The following is a 21,853-nucleotide window of genomic DNA, read 5'->3' on the forward strand; positions in this document are numbered from 1 at the left end:
GTTTGCACTTGGCAATTCGATAAAGGAAGGTGCATAACATGCTCGGGAAAAAATGGAAAAGAGAGCTTCCTTTACACGCCATGGCTTTGCCAAGCGTACTTCTCATCCTGATCTATAGCTACATCCCGATGGTAGGTATTATTATCGCATTTCAGAAGTTCACCCCGGCCAAAGGATTTTTCGGTTCCAAGTGGGTCGGATTACAAAATTTCGCCTACGTTATGGAATTGCCCGATACGTTTCAGGTTCTCTGGAATACCATTATTATCGCCGGCATGAAAATTATCGCGGGATTGATTGTCCCGATCGTCATTGCGCTGATGTTGAACGAAATACGCAAATCAGCCATTAAGAGGGGCGTACAGACGCTCATTTATTTGCCGCATTTTTTATCGTGGATCATTCTTGGGGGCATCCTCATTGACATATTGTCACCAAGCTCGGGTATCGTTAACCAAATATTAGGTTTCTTCGGCCTTGAGCCGATCTTCTTCCTCGGCGACAATAATTGGTTCCGATATGTTCTGGTCGCTTCCGACGTATGGAAGGAGTTTGGATTCAGCACGATCGTTTATTTGGCCGCTCTTACGAGCGTAAATCCGATGCTGTACGAAGCCGCCGTCATTGATGGAGCATCCCGCTTCAAGCAAACGTGGTATATAACGCTGCCGGGTATTATGCCGATCGTCGTGCTGATGACTACGCTAAGTCTCGGCAACGTGCTGAATGCCGGCTTTGAACAAGTATTTACGCTGTACAATTCTACCGTTTACGATACCGGGGACATCTTGGACACGCTTGTTTACCGGATCGGCGTCGTCGATGCCCAGTACAGCGTTGCCACCGCCATCGGGCTGTTCAAGTCCGTCGTCTCGCTCGTCTTTATTTCCGTCTCGTATTGGATGGCTTATCGGATCGCGAACTATCGTATTTTCTAACGAAGGGAGTGGCGCTAAAGTGATACACGAAACGTCTTGGAGTTACCGCGTATTCAATGTGTTCAACCATTGCTTCCTTATCTTTCTCGCTTTGCTGTGCCTGGCTCCGATGGTGCATGTGCTCGCGATATCGTTCAGCACGAGCAGCGCGGCGACGGCCGGTCTGGTCAAGCTGTGGCCTGTTTCATTCACGATGGATTCCTATGCATTCATTCTGGAGAAACCCCAGTTTCTTAGAGCGTTCAGCTTGTCGGTTTGGCGGGTCGCGCTTGGCGTAACCATCAGCATGCTGTTAACGGTGCTTCTGGCTTACCCGTTGTCCAAGGAAGTGAAAGATTTCCGTTTCCGGACGATCTACGCATGGCTGTTCGTCTTTACGATCTTGTTCAACGGCGGATTGATTCCGTGGTATATGACGGTTAAGATGACCGGCCTGATCGATACGATATGGGCGCTTGTCATCCCCGGCGCCGTGCAAGTGTTCAACGTCATTCTGCTGCTGAACTTTTTCCGCGGATTGCCGAAGGAGCTTGAAGAGTCGTCGTTTATCGACGGGGCGTCGCATTGGACGACGTTATGGCGGGTCTACCTGCCGGTATCGCTGCCATCCCTTGCAACGATCACATTGTTCGCTTTCGTTGGGCAATGGAACTCTTGGTTCGACGGACTGATGCTGATGAATTCGCCAGACAATTATCCGCTGTCGACTTATTTGCAGACCATCATCATCCAGCCCGATATGTCGAAGATCAGCATGCTGCAAGCGAAGCATCTATCCGAGGTGTCCGATCGGACGACGAAGGCGGCTCAAATTATACTTGGTTCCTTGCCGATTCTGATCATCTATCCGTTCCTACAAAAGTTTTTTGTGAAAGGTATCGTTCTCGGCAGCGTCAAAGAATAACGGGAGGGTCATCCAATGATAGCCAGAGTACATGTCATCTTCAAAACACACCTGGACATCGGGTTTACCGATATGGGGAAAACCGTTGTCGACCGGTATATGAATGGTTTTATCCCGCAGGCGCTCGATCTGTCCGAACAGCTGGCGCGCGAGGAGGGGAACGTCAAGTTCGTCTGGACGACCGGCTCGTGGCTGATCAACGAATATATGGCCACGGCTTCTCCTGCTATGCGAACGAGAATGGAGGAGGCGATCAGACAGGGACGAATCGTATGGCACGGTCTTCCGTTTACGACCCATACGGAGATTATGGATGCGAGCCTGTTCGAATTCGGTATATCGCTCTCCCGGAATTTGGACCGGCAATTCGGCAAAACGACGATCGCCGCCAAGATGACCGACGTACCTGGACATACGATCGCGATGGTGCCGCTGCTAGCGAGACACGGCATTCAATATTTGCATCTAGGCGTCAATATGGTGTCCCGAAACCCGGACGTACCGAAGCTCTTCGTCTGGCGCGCAGCGGACGGATCGGAAGTGATCGTCAACTATGCCGACAGCTACGGCAAGCCGTTCCAGATGGAAGGCCTTGCGGATGCCTTGTATTTCGCCCATACGGGAGACAATCACGGTCCGTCCACGATGGAGGAGATACGCGCTTTGTTCGCGCAATTGCAGGAGCAGTACCCCGGCGCGGAAATTATCGCTTCGACGCTTGACGCGTTTGCTGAGAAGCTGCTCGCCGTCAAGCATCTGCTGCCTGTCGTTACGGAAGAGATAGGGGATTCGTGGATTCACGGCATCGCGTCCGATCCGTGGAAAGTGGCCCGCTACCGGGAGTTGCTGCGACTTCGAGACCAATGGACCGATTCCGGCCGATTGGATCCGCTGAGCGAGCCGTACGCGCAATTTTGCAATCGGCTTATGCTCATCCCAGAGCATACATGGGGATTAAATAATACGGTGTATTTAGTCGATTTCTCGAACTATTCCGCTTCGGATTTTGCGGCAGCGAGAGAACGCGATGTTGTCGACGACGAGAAGCTGCGCAAATACGATTATTTGCGCCAGCTTGCGAATGAAAGCAGATCGTACCGCTATTATGAAAGCTCATGGCAGGAGCAGCGGGACTATCTCGATGAAGCGATTGGCGCGCTGCCGTCAGAGCTTGCCTACGAGGCGGAGCAAGCACTGGAGCGCCTAAATCCACGAAATGATTTTGACGGCGGTGAAAGCCGGAATTCGAGTCAAGATACCAAGCCGATCGCAATGAACGAGCTCTACGAGATGGGGCAGTTCCAAGTCAGCTTTGCCGCCGACGGATCGATAAATCGGCTGATTGACCGATCCGGCAAAGAGTGGGCAGGCGACGGCCAGCGGATCGGAACGTTTCGGTACGAAACATTTAGCAAAGAAAGCTACGACCGGTTCTTCAAGGAATACGTGACCAATCTGGACATCCATCATAGCTGGGCGGACAATGATTTGGGCAAGCCGGGCATCGAATACGTCAAGCCTAGACCGGAGCACCGGTGCCGCGAGGCGTCGCTGAAATCGCTGATCTTGAAGCGCGAAGCCGGTTATGACATCGCGATTGCAGAGCTGAAGCTGCCCGAAGAGGCGTGTGTGACATACGGCGCGCCGCGCCGTCTCACGCTCGTGTACAAGTTCCATGCGGATGAACCGGTCGTTGACGTCGAGCTGCTCTGGAACGGCAAGCAGGCATGCCGCCTGCCGGAAGCAAGCTGGCTGTCGGTAGCTCCGCTGGTCAACAATCCGAACGCCTGGACGATGGATAAGCTGGGCGAGCGCATCTCCCCGTTATCTGTCGTGAAGGACGGCAACCGGAATATGCACGGCATAGGCAAGGGGTTGTATTATGACGGCGCGGACGGCAGCGCCGTGATCGAATCATTGGACGCGCCGCTCGTATGCCCGGGAGAACCCCGACTGCTGCAATTTGACAACACATATGCGCCGCTGGACGGCGGCTTCCATTTTAATCTGCACAACAATGTATGGGGCACTAATTTCGTCATGTGGTTCGAAGATGATATGAAGTTCCGATTCCGCATTCTGCTGCGGTCGAATCGATAAACTTAGGGGGCTATCGCCAATGAATAAGCTCGGCAGGAAATGGCGTATTTTTGTCATTCATCACTCGCATACGGATATCGGCTATACGGAGAGACAAGAGAGGATCGAGCAGTACCATGTCGATTTCATCCGTCAGGCGATCGCGATTTCCAAGGAGATGCGATCCGGCAAGCGCAGCGAGTGGGAAGGGTTCAAATGGACTTGCGAGACGTTTTGGGCGGTCGAGCAATTTCTGAAAGAAGCGACGGAAGCGGAAAAACAAGACTTTGCGGAAGCGGTGCGGTGCGGAGATATCGAATTATCGGGCACTTATCTCAATATGACCGAGCTTGCGGATGAAGAGCTTCTTCGTTCGATACATGCCAAAGCCGCCGATTACGGACGGTCCATCGGAGCGCCGGTTGACTCCGCGATGACGGCCGACATTAACGGCTACAGCTGGGGCTACGCCGCCAGCTTGCTGGATGCGGGAATCCAGCATTTGTTCTCCTGTATTCATACGCATCACGGCATGTTCGCGCTTGGCCGCAAGCAGATTCCGTTCTGGTGGGAGACACCGGGAGGCGGCAAGCTGCTCGTATGGAACGGGGAGCATTATATGTTCGGCAACGAGCTGGGCTTCTGTCCGGACGGAGTCGGCAGCTATATGATCCGGGACGAATTCCATACGCCGGCGATCGTGGACAACCACTTCGAAATTATGACGACTCGGATCGATAGGTATTTGGCACAGCTGGAAGCGGAGCAATACCCGTATGACTTTGTACCGGTTATGGTATCGGGATTGGCGACGGACAACGGCTCTCCGAACGGAGATATTGCGAAAGTGCTTCAGGCTTGGAATGCGGAGCACGGCGAGCAGGTTCACATTGAGATGTCGACGTTAAGCGAGTTTTTCAACCATTTGAAGGGGCAAGAAGCCGAAATTCCGGTTTATCGCGGAGATTGGCCGGACTGGTGGTCGGACGGCGTCGGCTCCACGCCGATGCAAACGCAAATATTTAAGGACGCACAGCGCGCGCTGCGAAAGGTGAAGCGTCTGGACCCTCAAGCGCAAATCGTCAGCCCTTCGGACATTGCCGAGATTGAGCATCAGCTTGTTATGTATGCGGAGCATACATGGGGATTCCATGCATCCGTCCATTCCCCTTGGCATTGGAACGTGCAGATGCTGGAGGTGCGCAAGCTGGCTTATGCGGCGAACGCGAGCCGATTGGCGCATGGCGCATTGGACCGGGTATTGAATGCGAAGGACGGCTCGATGCTTCACCCCGGCAGAGCGTTCCGCTATCGGGTGGCCAATACAGAGCCGCATGCGACGAAACAATTCGCCCAATTGTCCTGGGACGGGTTCGAAAATGAGCGCTTCAAGGGAGGCCTGGAGGTCGTTGAGGAGAGCAGCGGCCGTGTCGTTCCGCATCAGACCGATTATCAGAGCGCTACGATAGAGGCGGAGCTGCAGCCGGGAGAACAGAAGACGTATTTCATCCGGCCGGCGAAATCGTCGAAAGCCCGTACGACGACCAATTTCAAGCTGGTTGGAGCCGATACGATCTATGATATCGAGGATATGTATCCGTCCGGCGCAGAGAATGATGGATTCGTCATTTCGCAGCATTCGGCGGAATCGCCGTATGTACGGATTAGCTGGAACGAAGAAGGGATCGTTTCTTGGATCAACAAGGAAACGGGTACGGAGCTGATTCGCAAGGACCGGAAGCACGGCGCGTTTACGCCCGTCTATGAAGTGACGCCAGCGGCCGATCCGAGAAATCCAAGCAGCATGTACTCCGCACGCAGCACGATGGGCCGCAACCGGAAGGGGCTGAACGTACAGCGCTCCATCGGACGCCTCGTGAAGGCGAGAGCCGTATCGAGCGGACCGCTGTACGGTGTCGTCGAGCTGCAATTCGAAACGAGCGGGATGAGCTATTATTCGTTATTCCTGAAGCTGCATGCAACGAGCAGCAGAGTGGACGTTGCGGTCCGGTTTCATAAGGATAGCGTGTGGGATCCGGAAAATGTATATATCTCGCTGCCGTTTACTTCGGGCGAGCTGAATGAGGAGACATTATGGCTGGATAAGGCGGGTGCGCCAATCCGTCCTTGGACCGATCAATTGCCGGGAACGCTGATCGATTATTATTGCATTCAAGAAGGCCTTGCTTTTGTGGGAGCAGACCGTTCCATTATGATCGCAACGCCGGATACGCCTCTCGTCCAGTTAGGCACTCTCGAATACGGGAAGCGGCTGCTTCATACTCAGCAAAGCGATGAGACGGATCGTCAATTGTACGTATGGGCGATGAGCAACTATTGGGAGACGAACTTTAAGGCGACGCTTGGCGGCTTCTATGAATTCCGTTATTGCGTGCAGTCCGCTGAAGATATCCAAGCGGTGGAGCCGGCGATCGGACAATGTAGAGCGATGAGCTCGGGGCTTACTGTATGGAGGATTAAAGCAGACTCCTAGTAGAGGTTGTTCAAAAAGCCCGCTTTTGATCACGAAGTATTACAGGTGGCGAGCTCGATAGCTCGACATCGAATATTTCCTGATACCCACGAAAGTGAAGTGAAGCTTCGATGCCAATTCCGATTACTTTCGCGGGGCCCGAGTTAGCCGGGACTAAGCACCTGCAATGTTTCCTACGGAAACATTGCAGGTGCTTACGTAGCTCACGCCTATCGTGTCTCGTCACATCATGCTCTAACGGTTGCTACAGCGGCTATTATCGTCAAATGGAGGTTTTATTAATCTAACGGTTACAGTGGGGCTTATTGGGGGCAAAAGTTGGCGTTTCGCGTCATAAGTGCAAAATAGCCGCTATCACAACCGTTACAATTAGAAAAGCTACGAAAAGGAGGGAATAGCCTCCGTGGCAACCGTTAGAGGGGTGCGGACCCATGTAGCCGAATCTGCCTAAAGTTGAAAGGAACCAATGTCCGCGCGAACATCCCCGGCTATGCCACTGAATGCCTCAGATCGGAACCGATGTCCTCCAATTAGATTCTCCCAATCGTCGTTGCCTCTCCCGCAATCGCTCCCGCTGCGGCATTCGTAGACCGAGCGGGTTACATGACTACGCTGTGGCGCATCTTTGTTCCGCTGTCTATGCCTTCCATCGCCACAATTGGGCTCTTCACGATCGTAGGCCATTGGAATTCCTGGTTCGACGGCCTTGTCCTTATGAATTCCCAGCATAACTATCCGCTGTCTAGCTACTTGCAAACGGTCATCGTACAAGCAAGCTTCGTGAAAGGCATGGTACTAGGCGGGGTCAAAGAATAATAGAGGATCAAAGGAGAGATTGCTAATGAAGACAGCAACGAAACCATGGACGTTATACGCGATTCATCACTCTCATACCGATGTAGGGTACACGGAGCGTCAAGAGAAAATTAAACAGTATCATGTCGACTTCATCCGGCAGACGCTTCACATCCTGCGCGAAATCCAGGCTGGTCGCCGTCCGGAATGGAATGGATTCAAGTGGGTATGCGAAACGTTCTGGCCGATCGAGGCATTCCTCGAGAAGGCGTCGAAGCAGGAAAAGTCGGAGTTCGTGGAAGCGGTAAGACGAGGCGATATCGGCCTGTCGGGCACTTATCTCAATATGAGCGAGCTGATCGGCAAAGACTTGCTTGAAGCGATGATCGGCAGGGTCCGCGACTTCGGGGAGTCGATCGGCGTCCCGGTGAAATCCGCCATGACGGCCGACATTACAGGCTTTAGCTGGGGGTATGGGGAAGTTCTTTTAAACGCAGGTATTCAAAACATGATCACCTGTATCCATACGCATCATTCCATGTTTCCTCTATGGAAGAAACAGCAGCCGTTCTGGTGGGAGATGCCAAATGGCGAGAAGCTCCTGACTTGGAACGGAGAGCATTATGTCTTCGGCAACGACTTGGGACTGATTCCAGGGATCGGTGGTTCCTATACCATCAAGGACGAATTCGATACAAGCAAAGGCATCACGTTCGAAATCGCGGAAGCGCGCATTCCACGGTATGTGCAGCGTCTTAAGGAGGACGGTTATCGGTTCTCGTTCGCACCTGTCATGATGTCCGGCTTGCCGACAGATAACAGCTCGCCGAATGCTATACTTATGGACTTCGTGAACAATTGGAACGGCAAGCACGGTGAAGAAATCCATATTGTGCCTTGTACGCTGGATGAATTTTTTGAAGTGGTGCGCGGCCACGCGGAGCAGCGTCCAGACGATATTCCCGTATTCCGCGGCGATTGGCCGGACTGGTGGACGGACGGCGTAGGTTCGACTCCGATGCACGTGCAGGTGTTCCGCGAGGCGCAGCGCGTATATCGGAAAGTGAAGCAGCTCGATCCGAACGGCGAGGTCGTTACTCCCGAAGCGATGAAAGCGATGGAATATGAATTGACGATGTTCGCCGAGCATACATGGGGTTACCATTCTTCCGTGACCGAGCCATGGAATCCCTTCGTGCAGGAGCTTGGCGTTCGCAAAGAAGCGTTCGCGGCCAATGCCAGCACGCACGCGCATCGCGCATTATACGACATCTTAGAGCATAGAGGGGATGCGCTCCTTGCTCCGGACCGGCCGATGCGGTTCAAGCTGTACAATCCGAATCCATTCCCGCAGGAAGATGTTGCCCATCTCATTATGGAAGGCTGGCATTATGACCTGATCAAGGACGGCTTCGAAGCGCGCGATGAAGCAAGCGGCGAGGTATATGCGGCTCAGCTGAGAGTAGCGCCAAGAGGCGTAATCGTCAGCGTTCCGGTAACGCTTCAAGCTGGAGAAGAGAAAGTATTGATGATTCAACCTGTCGGCAGCGGCCAAGCTAAAACGGCATTCCGCGATGATTACGTCGGGTCGGATCGCATGATGGATATCGATGTATCCCATGCGCAGAAGGCGTTCCGCATGACCACGACCTACTTGGAAACGCCGTTCGTCCGTGTGGAATGGACGAAAGGGGAAGGGATTACGTCCTGGTTCGACAAACGCGCCGGCAAGGAAATGCTGCGCTCGGACCGCAATCACAATGCTTTCTCGCCGGTATACGACATCACACACGCATCCAGCGTAATGGCTATGTACGAAGTGCGCCGCAAGATGGGCCGCAACCGCAAAGGACCGGATGCCGTCGTCTCGACAGGCGTATTGACAAGCGCGGAAGTGATTGCTCAGGGCGATGTATACGGCACGGTGCAATTGACGTTCGAAGTGGCGGGATGCTCGCATTATTCGCTGCTTGTTACGGCATACGCGGATCGGCCGCGTGTGGATGTGGCCGTCCGTATGCATAAGGACAGCGTATGGGATCCGGAAAATCTATATATTTCGTTGCCGTTCGGCGGTCCGATTATGGACGACGGACAGCAGCTGTGGATGGATAAGATGGACGCGCTTGCCCGTCCGCGCAAGGATCAGCTGCCGGGCAGCCTGGCCGACTACTATTGCATCGGAGAAGGCGTCGCTTACGTGGGCAGCCAAGGCGGGGTATCGATCGCTATGCCGGATACGCCGCTTATTCAACTGGGCGCTCTGGAGCACGGGTTCCGCAAGCTCAATGGAGACGAGAAGCTTGCGCAAGACCCAGGCCATCTCTATTCCTGGGCAATGAACAACTATTGGGAAACGAACTTTACGGCGACGCTCGGCGGCTTCTATGAATTCCGATATTTCGTCGCATGGGGCGAAGAGCTCAATAAGCCGGAATCGGCCATTACTACATGCCGCAGCATGAACGCAGGAGTTCTGGCGTGGAGATCGAAATGATGAACTATAAGGACGCAACATTTACGACGGAACAGCGGGTGAATGATCTGATCGGGCGTATGACGCTAGAGGAAAAGATCGGACAGCTCATCCAGCCGTTTGGCTGGCAGGCCTACGAACGGACAGACGATGGCGTTCAGCTGAGCGAATCCTTCCGTTCGTACATGGAGCGCGGAGGTGTAGGCTCGCTCTACGGCGTCCTTCGTGCGGATCCTTGGACCGGGGTGACGCTGGAGTCTGGATTGTCGCCGCGCGAAGGGGCCGAAGCGATTAACCGGATTCAGCAATATGCGGTTGAGCAGACGAGACTGGGCATTCCGATCTTGTTCGGAGAGGAATGCTCCCACGGCCACATGGCCATCGGCGGAACGGTATTTCCCGTTCCGCTTGCAATGGGCAGCAGCTGGAACACGCCGCTGTTCCGGCAAGTATGCCGCGCGATCGCGGCGGAGACGCGGGCCCAAGGGGGAACGGCGACTTATTCCCCTGTACTCGACGTTGTCCGCGATCCAAGATGGGGACGGACGGAAGAGACGTTCGGAGAAGATCCGTATCTCATCAGCGAGATGGTCGTTGCGGCAGTCGAAGGCTTGCAAGGTGAATCCATCGCGGCCGAAGATGCGATTATCGCCACGCTGAAACATTTCGCCGGATACGGCGGTTCGGAGGGCGGCCGCAATGCCGCTCCCGCCCGCATCGGAGCAAGGGAGCTGCTGGAGAAGGATCTGCTCCCGTTCGAGAAAGCGGTGCAAGCAGGCGCGCTGTCGATTATGACGGCTTATAACGAAATTGACGGCGTGCCATGCACGTCGAATCATGAGCTGCTGACCCGCACGCTCAGGGAGCAATGGGGCTTCGACGGATTTGTCATAACCGATTGCGGCGCGATCAACATGCTCTGCGGCGGACATCAAGTGGTGGATAGCGAAGAGGATGCGGCATGTGCGGCTCTGCTCGCGGGCGTCGATATGGAAATGTCGGGCGACAGCTTCGGCAAGCATCTGCTGCAAGCCGTTCAGAACAATAAAGTAACGATGAACGATATCGATCTCGCGGTTCATCGCATATTGCGACTCAAGTTCGAGCTGGGCTTATTCGAGCGTCCGTATGCCGATCCAGACCGTGCAGCTACGATTATCGGCCAAGAAAGCCACATCAAGCTGGCGAAGCAAATCACGCAAGAAAGCCTAATTCTGCTCAAAAACCGCGACGAGGTACTGCCGCTGTCGAAGGTTCTCGGCAAAATCGCGGTTATCGGTCCCAATGCGAACAACATCTACAACCAACTGGGCGATTATACCTCTCCGCAGCAGCGTGGAAGTATCGCGACGGTACTGGACGGAATCAAGAGCAAATGCATTGGCCAAAGCGAGATCATGTATGCGCCGGGCTGCCGCGTCAAAGATCCGTCGACGGAAGGATTCGATTCCGCGATTCAAATCGCGCAAGCTGCGGATGTTATCGTTGCCGTGGTAGGCGGCTCCAGCGCACGGGACTTCGGCGAAGGCACGATCGACCTGAAGACGGGTGCCGCGATTATTACCGATCAGTCCGTCCTCAGCGACATGGACTGCGGGGAAGGCTTCGACAGAGCAGAGCTCGGACTGTCGGGCGTACAATTGGAATTGCTGAAGGAGCTTCATAAGACGGGCAAGCGGCTTATTGTCGTCTATATTAACGGTCGTCCGATCGTTGAGCCATGGATCGACGAGCATGCCGATGCGATTGTGGAGGCTTGGTATCCTGGTCAGGAGGGCGGAAATGCCATTGCAGACGTACTGTTTGGCGATTGCAACCCGTCCGGCAGACTTACGATCTCCATTCCGAAACATGCCGGACAGCTTCCGATTTATTACAATACGAAGCGGACCAGAGGCAAGCGGTATGTAGAGACGGACTTGCAGCCGAGATATCCGTTCGGATATGGACTCAGCTATACAACATTCCGGTATGACGGCATTGTGTTAAGCCAATCGGAAATTCGGCCAGACGAGAGCTGCGTCGTCAGCGTGAACGTGACGAATACCGGCGATAGGGCCGGGCAGGAAGTTGTGCAGCTCTATGTAACCGATGTCGTGAGCTCCGTCACGAGGCCGGCTTTGGAATTGAAGGGCTTCCAAAAAATTCAATTGGAGCCGGGCGAATCCGCGACCGTCCAATTCACGATCGCGAAGGAACAGTTGCAATATGTCAGCAAAGACTGCCGCCGAATCGTTGAGCCGGGATTATTCCGCATTCAAGTCGGCGGCCATGCGGAGTCGCTCACTTGCGCCGACCTGCGCGTGCTGCTGTTCGAATAAGTTTGGAGAGAGGATGAACACGCCATATGAAATCACATCGTTTGCCTCAAATTGATGTACCAGAACTGAAGCTGCCGGCTTCCATCGTCCAAGCGATGGAGGAAGCGGAGAAGAAGCTTGCCCACCGTCCGAAGCTAAGCCGGTTGTTCCGGAATTGCTTCCCGAATACGCTGGAGACAACAACGAAGCTGCTTGAGGACGGAACAACATTTGTACTGACGGGCGATATTCCCGCTATGTGGCTGCGGGACTCCGTAGAGCAAGTGTTCCATTACGTACCGTTCGCCAAGGATGACGCTGAGCTGCAGCGCATTCTGGAGGGCGTTATTAAGCGCCATATGTTCTATATCGGCATCGATCCTTATGCGAACGCCTTTAATGAAACGGCGAACGACTGGCATTGGAACGCCGCGGATGAAACGGATAGCTCGCCATGGGTATGGGAGCGAAAGTTCGAGCTCGACTCGATGTGCTTCTCCTTCCGTCTTGCTTATCATTATTGGAAGGAAACGGGCCGTACAGGCGTATTTAATGAACAATTCAAAGCGGCATTGCTGGCGATGCTGGACGTATGGGAGATCGAGCAGCAGCATGCCGAACGTTCGACGTACCGGTTCCAGCGTCATAACGGCATCATGATCGACACGCTGCGGAGACAGGGACGCGGAATGCCTGTCAATGAGACCGGCATGATCTGGTCGGGCTTCCGTCCAAGCGACGATGCATGCGATTTTCACTTCAACATCCCGTCCAATATGTTCGCGGCTGTCACGCTGCGCGATATGGGAGAAGTTGTCCGTTACGTATTCCGGGACGAGAAGCTTGCGGTCCGCATGGCCACGATGGAGGAAGAGATCCGTCATGCCATCGAATTGTACGGCATTGTCGAACATCCGAAGTATGGTCGTATATATGCCTTCGAGACGGACGGCTTCGGCAATCATGTCTTGATGGACGACGCCGGAACGCCTAGCTTGATGTCGGCTCCATATATCGGTTTTGTAGATGCGGAAGACCCGATTTATCTGAACACACGAGCCTTTATATTGAGCGAGGATAATCCTTATTACTACAAGGGCGACAACCTTAGCGGCATCGGCAGCCCTCATACGCCGCCGGACTTCGTATGGCATCTGGCTTATTCCATGCAAGGATTGACTGCGACGGACCCGGACGAGATTAGGGAAATGATCGACATTATGGAAGCGACGGATGCCGATACCGGCTACATGCACGAAGGTTTCCACATGGACGATCCCGCCAATTTCACGAGAGATTGGTTCGCATGGTCGAACAGCCAATTCGCTCATTTGGTCTGGAAAGCTTTGAAACAAGGCATTATATGAATACTCCCACCACTTATTTGAGCTAACGCTCCGATTGAAGTGGGGGTTTCTGATGTATCAATTTGACCGAAATCAAACTGCTTAACACCAGTGGAGCTGACACATTGACGGACTGGTTACCGTCCAGCCCCTCTATCCCATTGGAAATTCCTTTGGGAATACGTTTGCGCTGGGAGGTAGATTCCTACGAATCTCAAGCGCATTGGTGGCTTGAACATTTTACGTAGCAGAGCCAAGTAGTACCTGCTACAACCGCATATGTTCAGTTATCAAAGAACATGTGTTCTTGTTCAAATCTTAACACATTTTTATTTCCGAAGCCATTCACTTTTTGGGTTGATTCAGGAAGAGCCGATTCACCTCACCACTTATAGAAGTGGGAGTCCTCTCGACTGAAACTGATAGAATTCATAGCAAGGCCACCTGACAGGGTGGCCCTTTTCTTCAAACGTTCGGCAGCGATTCATTAAGCATATGCTTACGAAGCCATGTTTGCTTCGCAAACATTTGAGGAGGAATTATCATGTTTAATAAATATCCGATCAATCCGGTACGGCAACTGTTCCCGGAACATCCCCTTTCCAAAGGCTACGAGGCCTTGACGGAGCAAATCTTAGCGAGCTTGGACGAGAAAGCGGGATCTCCCGCCCTTATTATCGTGGACGGCACACACGGCGCTGACTTCCAGTCTTTTGTGCGGACTGCCGCTGCTGCGATCGAGAAGCAAGGCTGGAGCCTTAACGTCCAAAGCACGGCAGGTTACTTAAAATCCGGCGAAACGCTGCGTGAGCAGTTCGAACGCAACATAACGGACAACCGGGCAATCGGTTACGTGACGGAAGCGGGAATCGAGTCGTTTTTCGATTCGGACGCAAGAGCTTCGGTGTCCAGCCGATTGGAAAGCCTAAGCGGGAAGACTGCCTCCATCGTGTTCGGCCCCGGCGCCTATTGGCTCGCGGGAGAACGGAGCAGCGCCTTTTTCTATCTGGATGTTTCCAGGGAATATCAGCAAGTTCAGCACAAGAAGCAGCTGCTGAGTTTCGGAATGTCGTGGAACCGCGATTCCGTCGAAAAGTACAAAATCAGCTATTTCGTGGAATGGCCGATTCTGGAAAACTATCGCAAACGCATCTTCCAAAATATCGGCCTCTATGTGGACATGAACAAGCCGGAACAACCCGTATTCGCAAACATCGCCGATATGGCGGCGATGATCCGGAGCGTGGCCCAAGGCCCGCTTCGCGTCAAACCGTTTTTTGCACCTGGGATTTGGGGCGGACAATATTTGAAAGACATGGCCGACCTTCCAAAGGAATGGGTGAACTGCGCATGGGGCTTCGAGCCGATCGCGCCGGAAAATTCCATTCTGATCGGGTGCGGCGGCGACGTGATCGAAGTGCCCTTCCTGATCGTTATGGCCCTTGAACATATGGCCATTATGGGCGAACGTCCGGTGTCCCTGTTCGGAGACTATTTCCCTGTCCGGTTCGATTACCTGGATACGATGGATGGCGACAATCTGTCCTGTCAAGTGCATCCGAAGCAGGAATACGTGCGCGAACACTTTAACGAGTTTATGACGCAGCAAGAATCCTATTACATTATGGAACGGCAAAACGATGCCAAGGTTTACCTCGGATTTACGGAAGGTACGGAGAAAGAAGTTTTCGAAGACGCTGTCATACAAGCGCAAGAAACGGGCGTGCCGATGAAGTTCACCGAATACGTCAATGAGTTCGACGCGAACAAGGGGGATCTATTCCTCATTCCGCCGGGAACCGTCCATTGTTCGGGCATCGATAATCTCGTGCTTGAAGTCTCCTCTACAACCTGGTGGTTTACGTTCAAGCTATACGATTATTTGCGCAAGGATCTCGATGGTAAGCCTCGTCCGATCAACGCGGATCATGGCTTCCGCAATATCGATTATGACAAAACGACGTCATGGGTGAAGGAAAACCTTATTCCCGAGCCGCGGCTGCTGCAGAGCCAAGGCGGCAACGAGGAATATTTGCTGGGCCAGCGCGACGATTTGCTGTTCTACGTAGGGCGAATCCATTTGCAGACGGAATGGCGGGATCATACGAACGGCGAGTTCGTCATGTTCAATCTCGTGGAGGGAGAGAGCGTGCGCATCGTATCCTTGGCGGATGAATCGGTATACGTCGACTTGAATTACGCCGAATCCTATATCTTGCCATCCGTGTTCGGGGAATATAAGCTCGTAAACCGGACGAAACAGCCGTGCAAGCTGATCAAAGCGGGAGTTTCCCCGGAATGGAACGTGAGTCTGCTTGAGCGCTGATCTCGTATTTGCGCTGGATGTAGGCGGAACCTATGTCAAAGGATGCGTCGTGGCACGCGGGGAAGTATTGGAAGGTACCGTCTCCCAGTATGCCGCGGGCGCCAAGGATTCGGAGGAAGCCATTATCGGCGGACTCTCGGACATCCTCCGCGACCTGCTTGAGCAATACAAGCGGCACCCGAATGCCGAAACGGTTGGAGTCATCGGCATCGGCATGTCTTTCCCCGGGCCGTTCGATTACGAGCGCGGCATATGCTGGATTCGCGGGCTGGATAAATTTGAATCGCTATACGGTGTGAACGTGAAGGAGAAGCTTCTGCAGTCGTTGCAGGCAAGCGGCTTCGGAGGTTCGCCTGAAAGCTTGGACATTCGATTCCAAAACGACGGCAGGTTGTTCGGTTTGGGCGCCGGCAAGAAGTATCCGGATGAGCGCCTATTGGCTATTACGCTAGGTACCGGAATCGGCTCGGCGTTTATCGAACGCGGAGCTCTTGTCACCGAAGGCGATCGCGTGCCTGCGGAGGGCTACTTGTACTGCTTGCCGTATCAAGGAGCCGTCGCTGATGAATGTTTCTCGAGGCGCGGTATTCTGGGGTTATTCCGCGATGCCGGCTGTCTCCATGACGGCATGGATGTCAAGGAGCTCGCGGAGCTTGCCCGGAAAGGCGGCGTTCGAGAGAAAGAGCTGTTCGCGAAATTCGGGGAAGAGCTGGGGCAGTTCCTACTGCCATTCCTGACGGACTTTAAGGCCGACCGCCTTATAATCGGAGGCCAGATTGCCAAAAGCATCGATTTGTTCGGGGAAGGCCTTCATCGGCATCTGACGCCAAGCGGCATCCGGATCGAATCGTTGGGCAATGCGCTGTACCATACGTTTATTGGAGCGTCCTGTTTGTTCAATTCTAAGAGTTTAAAAGGATAAACGATCATTCCGCGAAGGATGCTGCCGAGGCAGTATCCTTCTTCCTGTTATTCGTGCAAGGATTGAATTCGCCGGAGCGGCCGATCATGCATATTTTTTCATCGGGAATAAAGCTTCCGGAAGGTTAGAGGCGTCAACCCTGTATGACGTTTGAAGCGGCTTGAGAAGTACGGCGCATAACGGAAGCCGACCTGCTCGCCGATCCGGGATACCGGCCATTCGGTTTTGATCAGCAGCAACTTGGCCTGCTCGAGCCGATATTGAAGCAAATAATCCATTGGTGTACAGCGGTAGATCTCCTTCATGCACCGCACAATATAATTCGGATGAAAATGGAGGGCATCTGACAGCGTTTCATTTGTAATATCCTGCTGAAAATGCTGGCGCAAATAGGCCTCCGTCTGCTCCGCCAGCCTCATAACCGAACTAGGCGTAGCGTTCTCCGACCGTTCATCCTCGAGCAATTGAATCAGATCGATGAACCGTTGCTGCTCTTTCCAGTAGGCTGTGGAACCATTCGCGCTAGCTTGATCGTGCATGAGGCTGAGTAAATGCAATACGCTCTCGAACTGTCGCGGCGTCGAGTGCTGCGGGACTTTGAGGCGATAGGGATTCGCCCATGCGTGCCGAATCGGCAGCGTATTATGGGACTCGCTTAGCTCGTGATAAGTACCCTGATATTCAAAATGGATCCAATAGAAGACGGTTTTCTCGCTGCAAGGGGAAGTGGAATAATGATAGCGGTCGGGATGCAGCAGCAGCGATTGCCCGGGGCCAACGCTCCAATGCTTCTCGTCCTCGCCCATGAAGAGCGTACCTTGTATAACGAAGAGAAGATCGAATATGCCGATGTTTCTTCGATTCGGATGCTGCTGTCCAGGTTCATAGCAGGTTTGTCCAATCGTAATATAATACGGCAACGGCGGCAGTTCGAACAGGATGTTGTTCATCTTTATCCCCTCTTGAAGGTTGTGTTAAATCGGATAAGAAAATGGTTGAATTCGTTCATAGAAATATACTAAATACAAGGATAAACTGATTGGAGTAAACAATCAAATATTGTATATTGGAGCGATGTTAATCATGGCGAAAGCTTCGGCGCAAGTTGCATGTCAGACTACGCTACTCGATGGCCTTTTCAAGAAATCGCAAGCAACGGGAAAGGACTATCTGCATCGCTTAGACGTCGATCGTTTGGTCGCGCCCTGTTACGAGGCAGCTCATTTACGGCCGAAAAACGAACGTTACGGCGGCTGGGAATCGACATCGATCGCGGGTCATTCCGTAGGCCACTGGTTATCCGCCGCCGCGGCTATGTATGCCGTTACGGAAGATGAAGCGCTGCTGCGGAAGCTCCATTATGCGATCGACGAGCTTGCATGGGTGCAGTCGCATGATTCGGACGGGTATGTAAGCGGATTTCCTCGTGATTGCTTCGACCGCGTCTTCTTTGGAGAGGGCGAATTCGAAGTGCACAACTTCGGTTTGGGCGGGTCTTGGGTGCCTTGGTACAGCATTCATAAGATTTATGCAGGCCTGATCGATGTTTATAAAATGACTGGAATCGAAAAAGCGCTTCAAGTTGTCACCAAGCTCGCCGATTGGGCCAAGAAGGGCGCCGATCGATTGACGGAGGAGCAGTTCCAGCGGATGTTGATCTGCGAACACGGCGGCATGAACGAAGCCATGGCGGATCTTTACCTGATCACGGGAAACCGGGATTACTTGGAACTTGCGATCCGCTTCTGCCATCAGGCGATTTTGGAACCGCTCGCCCGCGGGGTAGACGAGCTTGAAGGGAAACATGCCAATACGCAGATCCCGAAAGTGATCGGGGCGGCTAAACTTTATGACATCACGGGTGAAGAAAAATATCGGAAGATGGCCGAATTTTTCTGGCAGGAGGTCACACGTAACCGTTCTTATATCATTGGCGGCAACAGTATCTTCGAACATTTCCGAGCGAAACAATCGGAGAAATTAGGCGTCGAGACGGCGGAGACATGCAATACGTACAATATGCTCAAGCTGACAAGCCTATTGTTCCGTTGGTCGCCGAACGCCGAATATATGGACTATTACGAACGTGCCTTGTATAACCATATCCTTGCTTCGCAGGATCCGGACTCGGGCGCGAAAATGTATTTTATATCGACGGAACCAGGCCACTTTAAAGTATACGGCACGCATGACCAATCGTTCTGGTGCTGCACCGGCACAGGCATGGAGAATCCCGCCCTATATTCACGCGATATTTACCATCACGTTCGCGATGAGCTTTATGTAAACCTGTTTATCGCTTCAAAAACCGAGCTGCCAGACTTGAATATCATCCTGCGGCAGGAAACGGATTTTCCGCGGTCTAATCACACGAAGCTTGTCCTAGAGAAAGCGCCAAACGAACGCTTCAAGCTTCGCATTCGTGTTCCTTATTGGGCAGCTGGATCGGTGACGGCTATCGTCGGCGAATCGGAATGCTATTCGGGTACGGAAGGCGGATTTTTGGAGATCGATAGAATCTGGAATATAGGCGATACCGTCGAAATCACCCTGCCTATGGATCTGCACGTCTACCGCGCAAAAGATGACGAGAAGAAAGTGGGCTTCATGTATGGCCCGATCGTACTCGCGGGCGCGCTCGGTAAGGAGAAGTTCCCGGAATGCGATATCGTGGATAATCATTTGAAACTGCACCAGCATCCGCTTATCGACGTTCCGATTCTCGTCACGGAAGAGGACGACGTGAAGCAATGGATCATGCCCGTCCAAGGCGAGGCATTGACGTTCGAAATCGATGCCGCAGGCGAGCCGGGCGGCCAGAACCTGAGGCTAATACCGTTCTATGAACTGCATCACCAACGTTATACGATCTATTGGACGAAGATGAACAGGGAACAGTACGAGAGCTATGTGGACGTAGAGAAGGAAGAACGGAACCGGCTCCATGCGATTACGATTGATGTCGTCTATCCGCATGAGCAGCAATCTGAAGTTGAACATGCGATTCAGTCACAGGAGTCTAAATCAGAGTATTCCGTTTTTGCGCAAAAAGGCTATCGAGTAGCAGAGAACGGCGGCTATTTCAGCTATCGGATGGCTATTGCGCCTGACAGGGATACTGTGCTTCAAGTCACTTACTTCGGTAGCGACGGTGCGTTCCATAACGATCGCGGACGTCATGAACGATCGTTCGATATTTTAATTAATGAGACTGTGATTGCACGTCAGAAGCTTGAAGCCCGGCATCCGGAGCAGCTGTTCGAGGTGATCTACGACATTCCCGAACAACTTATGAATGGCAGCGATGATGTGGAAGTGAAGTTCGCATCGGCCGATGGCGGGTTTGTAGGCGGCGTATACGGCATCCGGATGATCGACCGGCTAAAGAATGGGCAGTGGGGGAAATAATGTTCTGCGCGGCCCAAACTCATGACGGTTTATTTCGGCCTCGGTAAGTCCTGGGCGTTACACCAGTTAAGCTCTTGAAGATTTGATAAAAATGTCTCATGCCCTGAAAGCCGCAGAGCAAGGCGATCGCTTCGACGGTATCATCCGTTGCGAGAAGCAACTCCTTCGCGCGGACCAGCCTTTTGGCATTGACGTAATCGGTGACGTTCATGCCTGTCAGCTGCTTAAAGACTCGCGAGAAGTGTCCGGGGCTGACGCATGCCTTGGCCGATAATGCCGCGAGGCTTCCGCATCGGACCGGGTCGCGATGAATGTCCCGCAAAGCCTCTTGCATCCACGGAGGCGCGAATCCGCTTGCCGGCGAGGCTTCGTCCTTCATAGCTGGATGCCGATACAGCTCAAGCAGCGTTCTTTGCAACCCAAGCCATAACGCCTGCCGATAACCGGGAGCCTTCTCCATGAGTTCGTTCGCCATGGCGTGGATCGTCGCTTCGATCCGCTCCCTGACCGGCACGGGCAGAACGATTTTGTATTGCTTTTTTTTATGGGCGATTTCGAAGCATCTAAGCGGATCATATCCATCGATTGGCGAGACGGTTTGCAGGAGCGAGGGCGCAAAAAAGACGGCCGTAGACACGATCGGTTCGTCGGCGGACGGAAACGCGCGGTGCACGGTATTGCCGGGGATCAGAAACAGATCGCCGGCTTCTTTCTCATACAGGGCATGGTCGATAAAAAACGTTCCTTTGCCCTCGTGGATGTATACCAGTTCGTACAAATCGTGCAAATGATCGGGAAGCTCGTTCTCCGTATATCGAACGCCTTGATAGACCACTTCCAACGGAAAGACCGGATCCAAATAAAACGGTTTGCGAATCGGCTGCATGCTGTTTGCCTCCTAAGCGGTGAGTATGCGCAATGCGACATCATAATCGGATATAAAATTGCTTATTTATGATCTTTCTATTCCCTATTATAGGAGTAAAATAAGAATTAACAAGATAGAAGGAGGCTTCCTATGCGTATTGATGCCCATCAGCATTATTGGACGATGTCGCGTACGGATTACGGTTGGATTACCGAGGAGCTGCCATTATTGTACCGCGACTATTTGCCCGAACATCTCGAAGCCCAATTGAAAAAACACAAGATGGACGGCACGATTCTCGTACAGGCCGCTCCTACCCTCGGGGAGACGGAGTATATCTTGACGTTGGCTGACCGAACAAGTTCGATTCTCGGCGTCGTGGGATGGTTGGATTTGTTCGATCCAAATCATCGGGAGCAGTTCGATCGGTTCCGGCAACATCCGAAGTTCGCGGGGTTCCGGATCATGATCCAAGACATGCCGGATGCAAGCCGAATACTCGAAAACTCGTTCGTGGAAGCGCTTCGGGAGTATGCGAAGCGGGACGTTCCCGTCGATCTGCTCGTGAAATCCGATCAGTTGGACGTGCTCTGCGAGCTGCTTGACGCGGTTCCGGGCTTGAGAGGTGTCATTGATCACATCGGCAAACCTCGGATCGCGGAGCAGGCATTCGAGCCATGGGCGGCGCAAATCGAGCGAGCGTCCAAGCATCCGAAAATCTATTGCAAGCTGTCGGGCATGGTGACCGAAGCCGATCACCAAACGTGGAAGCCGGAACAGTTCAAGCCTTATATCGAGCATGTACTTCGCGTCTTCGGCTCGGAACGGGTCATGTTCGGCACGGATTGGCCGGTTTGTTTGTTGGCCGCGAGCTACGATGAAGTAGTGGATGTGCTGGAGGGAGCTTTGCCGGAGGAATGGGGTGAACAGGAGCGCGCCAATCTATTCGGCGACAACGCGAAGACATTTTACAAGTTGAAGTGATTCACAGATCATC

General features: G+C 53.1%; 13 protein-coding genes and 1 pseudogene. 12 read left to right on the top strand and 2 right to left on the bottom strand.

Features of this window, described 5'->3' with window-relative positions:
* Nucleotides 1-38: 38 nt before the first annotated feature.
* The 10 genes and pseudogenes from RB620_RS00745 (at nt 39) to RB620_RS00790 (ending at nt 16,580) form a co-directional block, all read left to right on the top strand.
* A complete protein-coding gene (locus RB620_RS00745; RefSeq protein WP_308091586.1) occupies nt 39-938 on the top strand; it encodes an ABC transporter permease in 900 nt (299 codons plus the stop codon).
* Nucleotides 939-957: 19 nt separating this feature from the next.
* The gene (locus RB620_RS00750) at nt 958-1,842 is read left to right on the top strand and encodes a carbohydrate ABC transporter permease (RefSeq protein WP_308091587.1); all 885 of its coding nucleotides are present in this window, start codon (nt 958-960) and stop codon (nt 1,840-1,842) included.
* Nucleotides 1,843-1,857: 15 nt separating this feature from the next.
* Nucleotides 1,858-3,942, top strand: coding sequence for a DUF5054 domain-containing protein (locus RB620_RS00755; RefSeq protein ID WP_308091588.1), 2,085 nt, complete (start codon nt 1,858-1,860; stop codon nt 3,940-3,942).
* A 19-nt stretch (nt 3,943-3,961) separates the two neighbouring features.
* Nucleotides 3,962-6,415 (top strand): glycoside hydrolase family 38 N-terminal domain-containing protein, encoded by a 2,454-nt coding sequence (locus RB620_RS00760; protein WP_308091589.1) that lies wholly within the window; start codon nt 3,962-3,964, stop codon nt 6,413-6,415.
* A gap of 576 nt (nt 6,416-6,991) precedes the next feature.
* A pseudogene (locus tag RB620_RS00765) lies at nt 6,992-7,231 on the top strand (carbohydrate ABC transporter permease); the annotation flags it as partial.
* Nucleotides 7,232-7,256: 25 nt separating this feature from the next.
* Nucleotides 7,257-9,707: a glycoside hydrolase family 38 N-terminal domain-containing protein gene (locus RB620_RS00770; RefSeq protein WP_308091590.1), complete on the top strand. Its 2,451-nt coding sequence runs from the start codon at nt 7,257-7,259 to the stop codon at nt 9,705-9,707.
* Entirely contained in the window at nt 9,707-12,007 is a 2,301-nt protein-coding gene (locus tag RB620_RS00775) for a glycoside hydrolase family 3 N-terminal domain-containing protein (protein ID WP_374121343.1), read from the top strand. The genes RB620_RS00770 and RB620_RS00775 overlap by 1 nt, the downstream gene beginning before the upstream one ends.
* Nucleotides 12,008-12,033: 26 nt before the next feature.
* Nucleotides 12,034-13,353, top strand: a complete 1,320-nt coding sequence (locus tag RB620_RS00780; protein WP_308091591.1) for a glycoside hydrolase family 125 protein — start codon at nt 12,034-12,036, stop codon at nt 13,351-13,353.
* Nucleotides 13,354-13,876: 523 nt separating this feature from the next.
* Entirely contained in the window at nt 13,877-15,658 is a 1,782-nt protein-coding gene (locus tag RB620_RS00785; RefSeq protein WP_308091592.1) for a class I mannose-6-phosphate isomerase, read from the top strand.
* The gene (locus tag RB620_RS00790; protein WP_308091593.1) at nt 15,648-16,580 is read left to right on the top strand and encodes an ROK family protein; all 933 of its coding nucleotides are present in this window, start codon (nt 15,648-15,650) and stop codon (nt 16,578-16,580) included. The genes RB620_RS00785 and RB620_RS00790 overlap by 11 nt, the downstream gene beginning before the upstream one ends.
* A 98-nt stretch (nt 16,581-16,678) precedes the next feature.
* Here RB620_RS00790 and RB620_RS00795 read toward each other — a convergent pair whose 3' ends face one another.
* Entirely contained in the window at nt 16,679-17,530 is an 852-nt protein-coding gene (locus RB620_RS00795) for a helix-turn-helix transcriptional regulator (protein WP_308091594.1), read from the bottom strand.
* Between the two features lie 133 nt (nt 17,531-17,663).
* Here RB620_RS00795 and RB620_RS00800 point away from each other — a divergent pair, with 133 nt between their 5' ends.
* Nucleotides 17,664-19,988 (top strand): beta-L-arabinofuranosidase domain-containing protein, encoded by a 2,325-nt coding sequence (locus RB620_RS00800; protein WP_308091595.1) that lies wholly within the window; start codon nt 17,664-17,666, stop codon nt 19,986-19,988.
* 19 nt (nt 19,989-20,007) lie between these two features.
* Here the strand turns inward: RB620_RS00800 and RB620_RS00805 are convergent, their stop codons facing one another.
* On the bottom strand, nt 20,008-20,874 hold the full coding sequence (locus tag RB620_RS00805; protein WP_308091596.1) for a helix-turn-helix domain-containing protein: 867 nt from the start codon (nt 20,872-20,874) through the stop codon (nt 20,008-20,010).
* Nucleotides 20,875-21,006: 132 nt separating this feature from the next.
* Here RB620_RS00805 and RB620_RS00810 point away from each other — a divergent pair, with 132 nt between their 5' ends.
* On the top strand, nt 21,007-21,840 hold the full coding sequence (locus RB620_RS00810; RefSeq protein WP_308091597.1) for an amidohydrolase family protein: 834 nt from the start codon (nt 21,007-21,009) through the stop codon (nt 21,838-21,840).
* The last annotated feature ends 13 nt before the right edge of the window (nt 21,841-21,853 follow it).

Origin of the sequence: Paenibacillus sp. LHD-117 (assembly GCF_030929555.1) — a bacterium.
Lineage (GTDB): Bacteria > Bacillota > Bacilli > Paenibacillales > Paenibacillaceae > Pristimantibacillus.

What these genes read in the sequence shown, in the direction of transcription:
- RB620_RS00745 (WP_308091586.1), top strand. Translation starts at nt 39, where the DNA reads ATGCTCGGGAAAAAATGGAAAAGAGAGCTTCCTTTACACGCCATGGCT.
- RB620_RS00785 (WP_308091592.1), top strand. Translation starts at nt 13,877, where the DNA reads ATGTTTAATAAATATCCGATCAATCCGGTACGGCAACTGTTCCCGGAA.
- RB620_RS00760 (WP_308091589.1), top strand. Translation starts at nt 3,962, where the DNA reads ATGAATAAGCTCGGCAGGAAATGGCGTATTTTTGTCATTCATCACTCG.
- RB620_RS00810 (WP_308091597.1), top strand. Translation starts at nt 21,007, where the DNA reads ATGCGTATTGATGCCCATCAGCATTATTGGACGATGTCGCGTACGGAT.
- RB620_RS00800 (WP_308091595.1), top strand. Translation starts at nt 17,664, where the DNA reads ATGGCGAAAGCTTCGGCGCAAGTTGCATGTCAGACTACGCTACTCGAT.
- RB620_RS00755 (WP_308091588.1), top strand. Translation starts at nt 1,858, where the DNA reads ATGATAGCCAGAGTACATGTCATCTTCAAAACACACCTGGACATCGGG.
- RB620_RS00775 (WP_374121343.1), top strand. Translation starts at nt 9,707, where the DNA reads ATGAACTATAAGGACGCAACATTTACGACGGAACAGCGGGTGAATGAT.
- RB620_RS00805 (WP_308091596.1), bottom strand. Translation starts at nt 20,874, where the DNA reads ATGCAGCCGATTCGCAAACCGTTTTATTTGGATCCGGTCTTTCCGTTG.
- RB620_RS00770 (WP_308091590.1), top strand. Translation starts at nt 7,257, where the DNA reads ATGAAGACAGCAACGAAACCATGGACGTTATACGCGATTCATCACTCT.
- RB620_RS00780 (WP_308091591.1), top strand. Translation starts at nt 12,034, where the DNA reads ATGAAATCACATCGTTTGCCTCAAATTGATGTACCAGAACTGAAGCTG.
- RB620_RS00795 (WP_308091594.1), bottom strand. Translation starts at nt 17,530, where the DNA reads ATGAACAACATCCTGTTCGAACTGCCGCCGTTGCCGTATTATATTACG.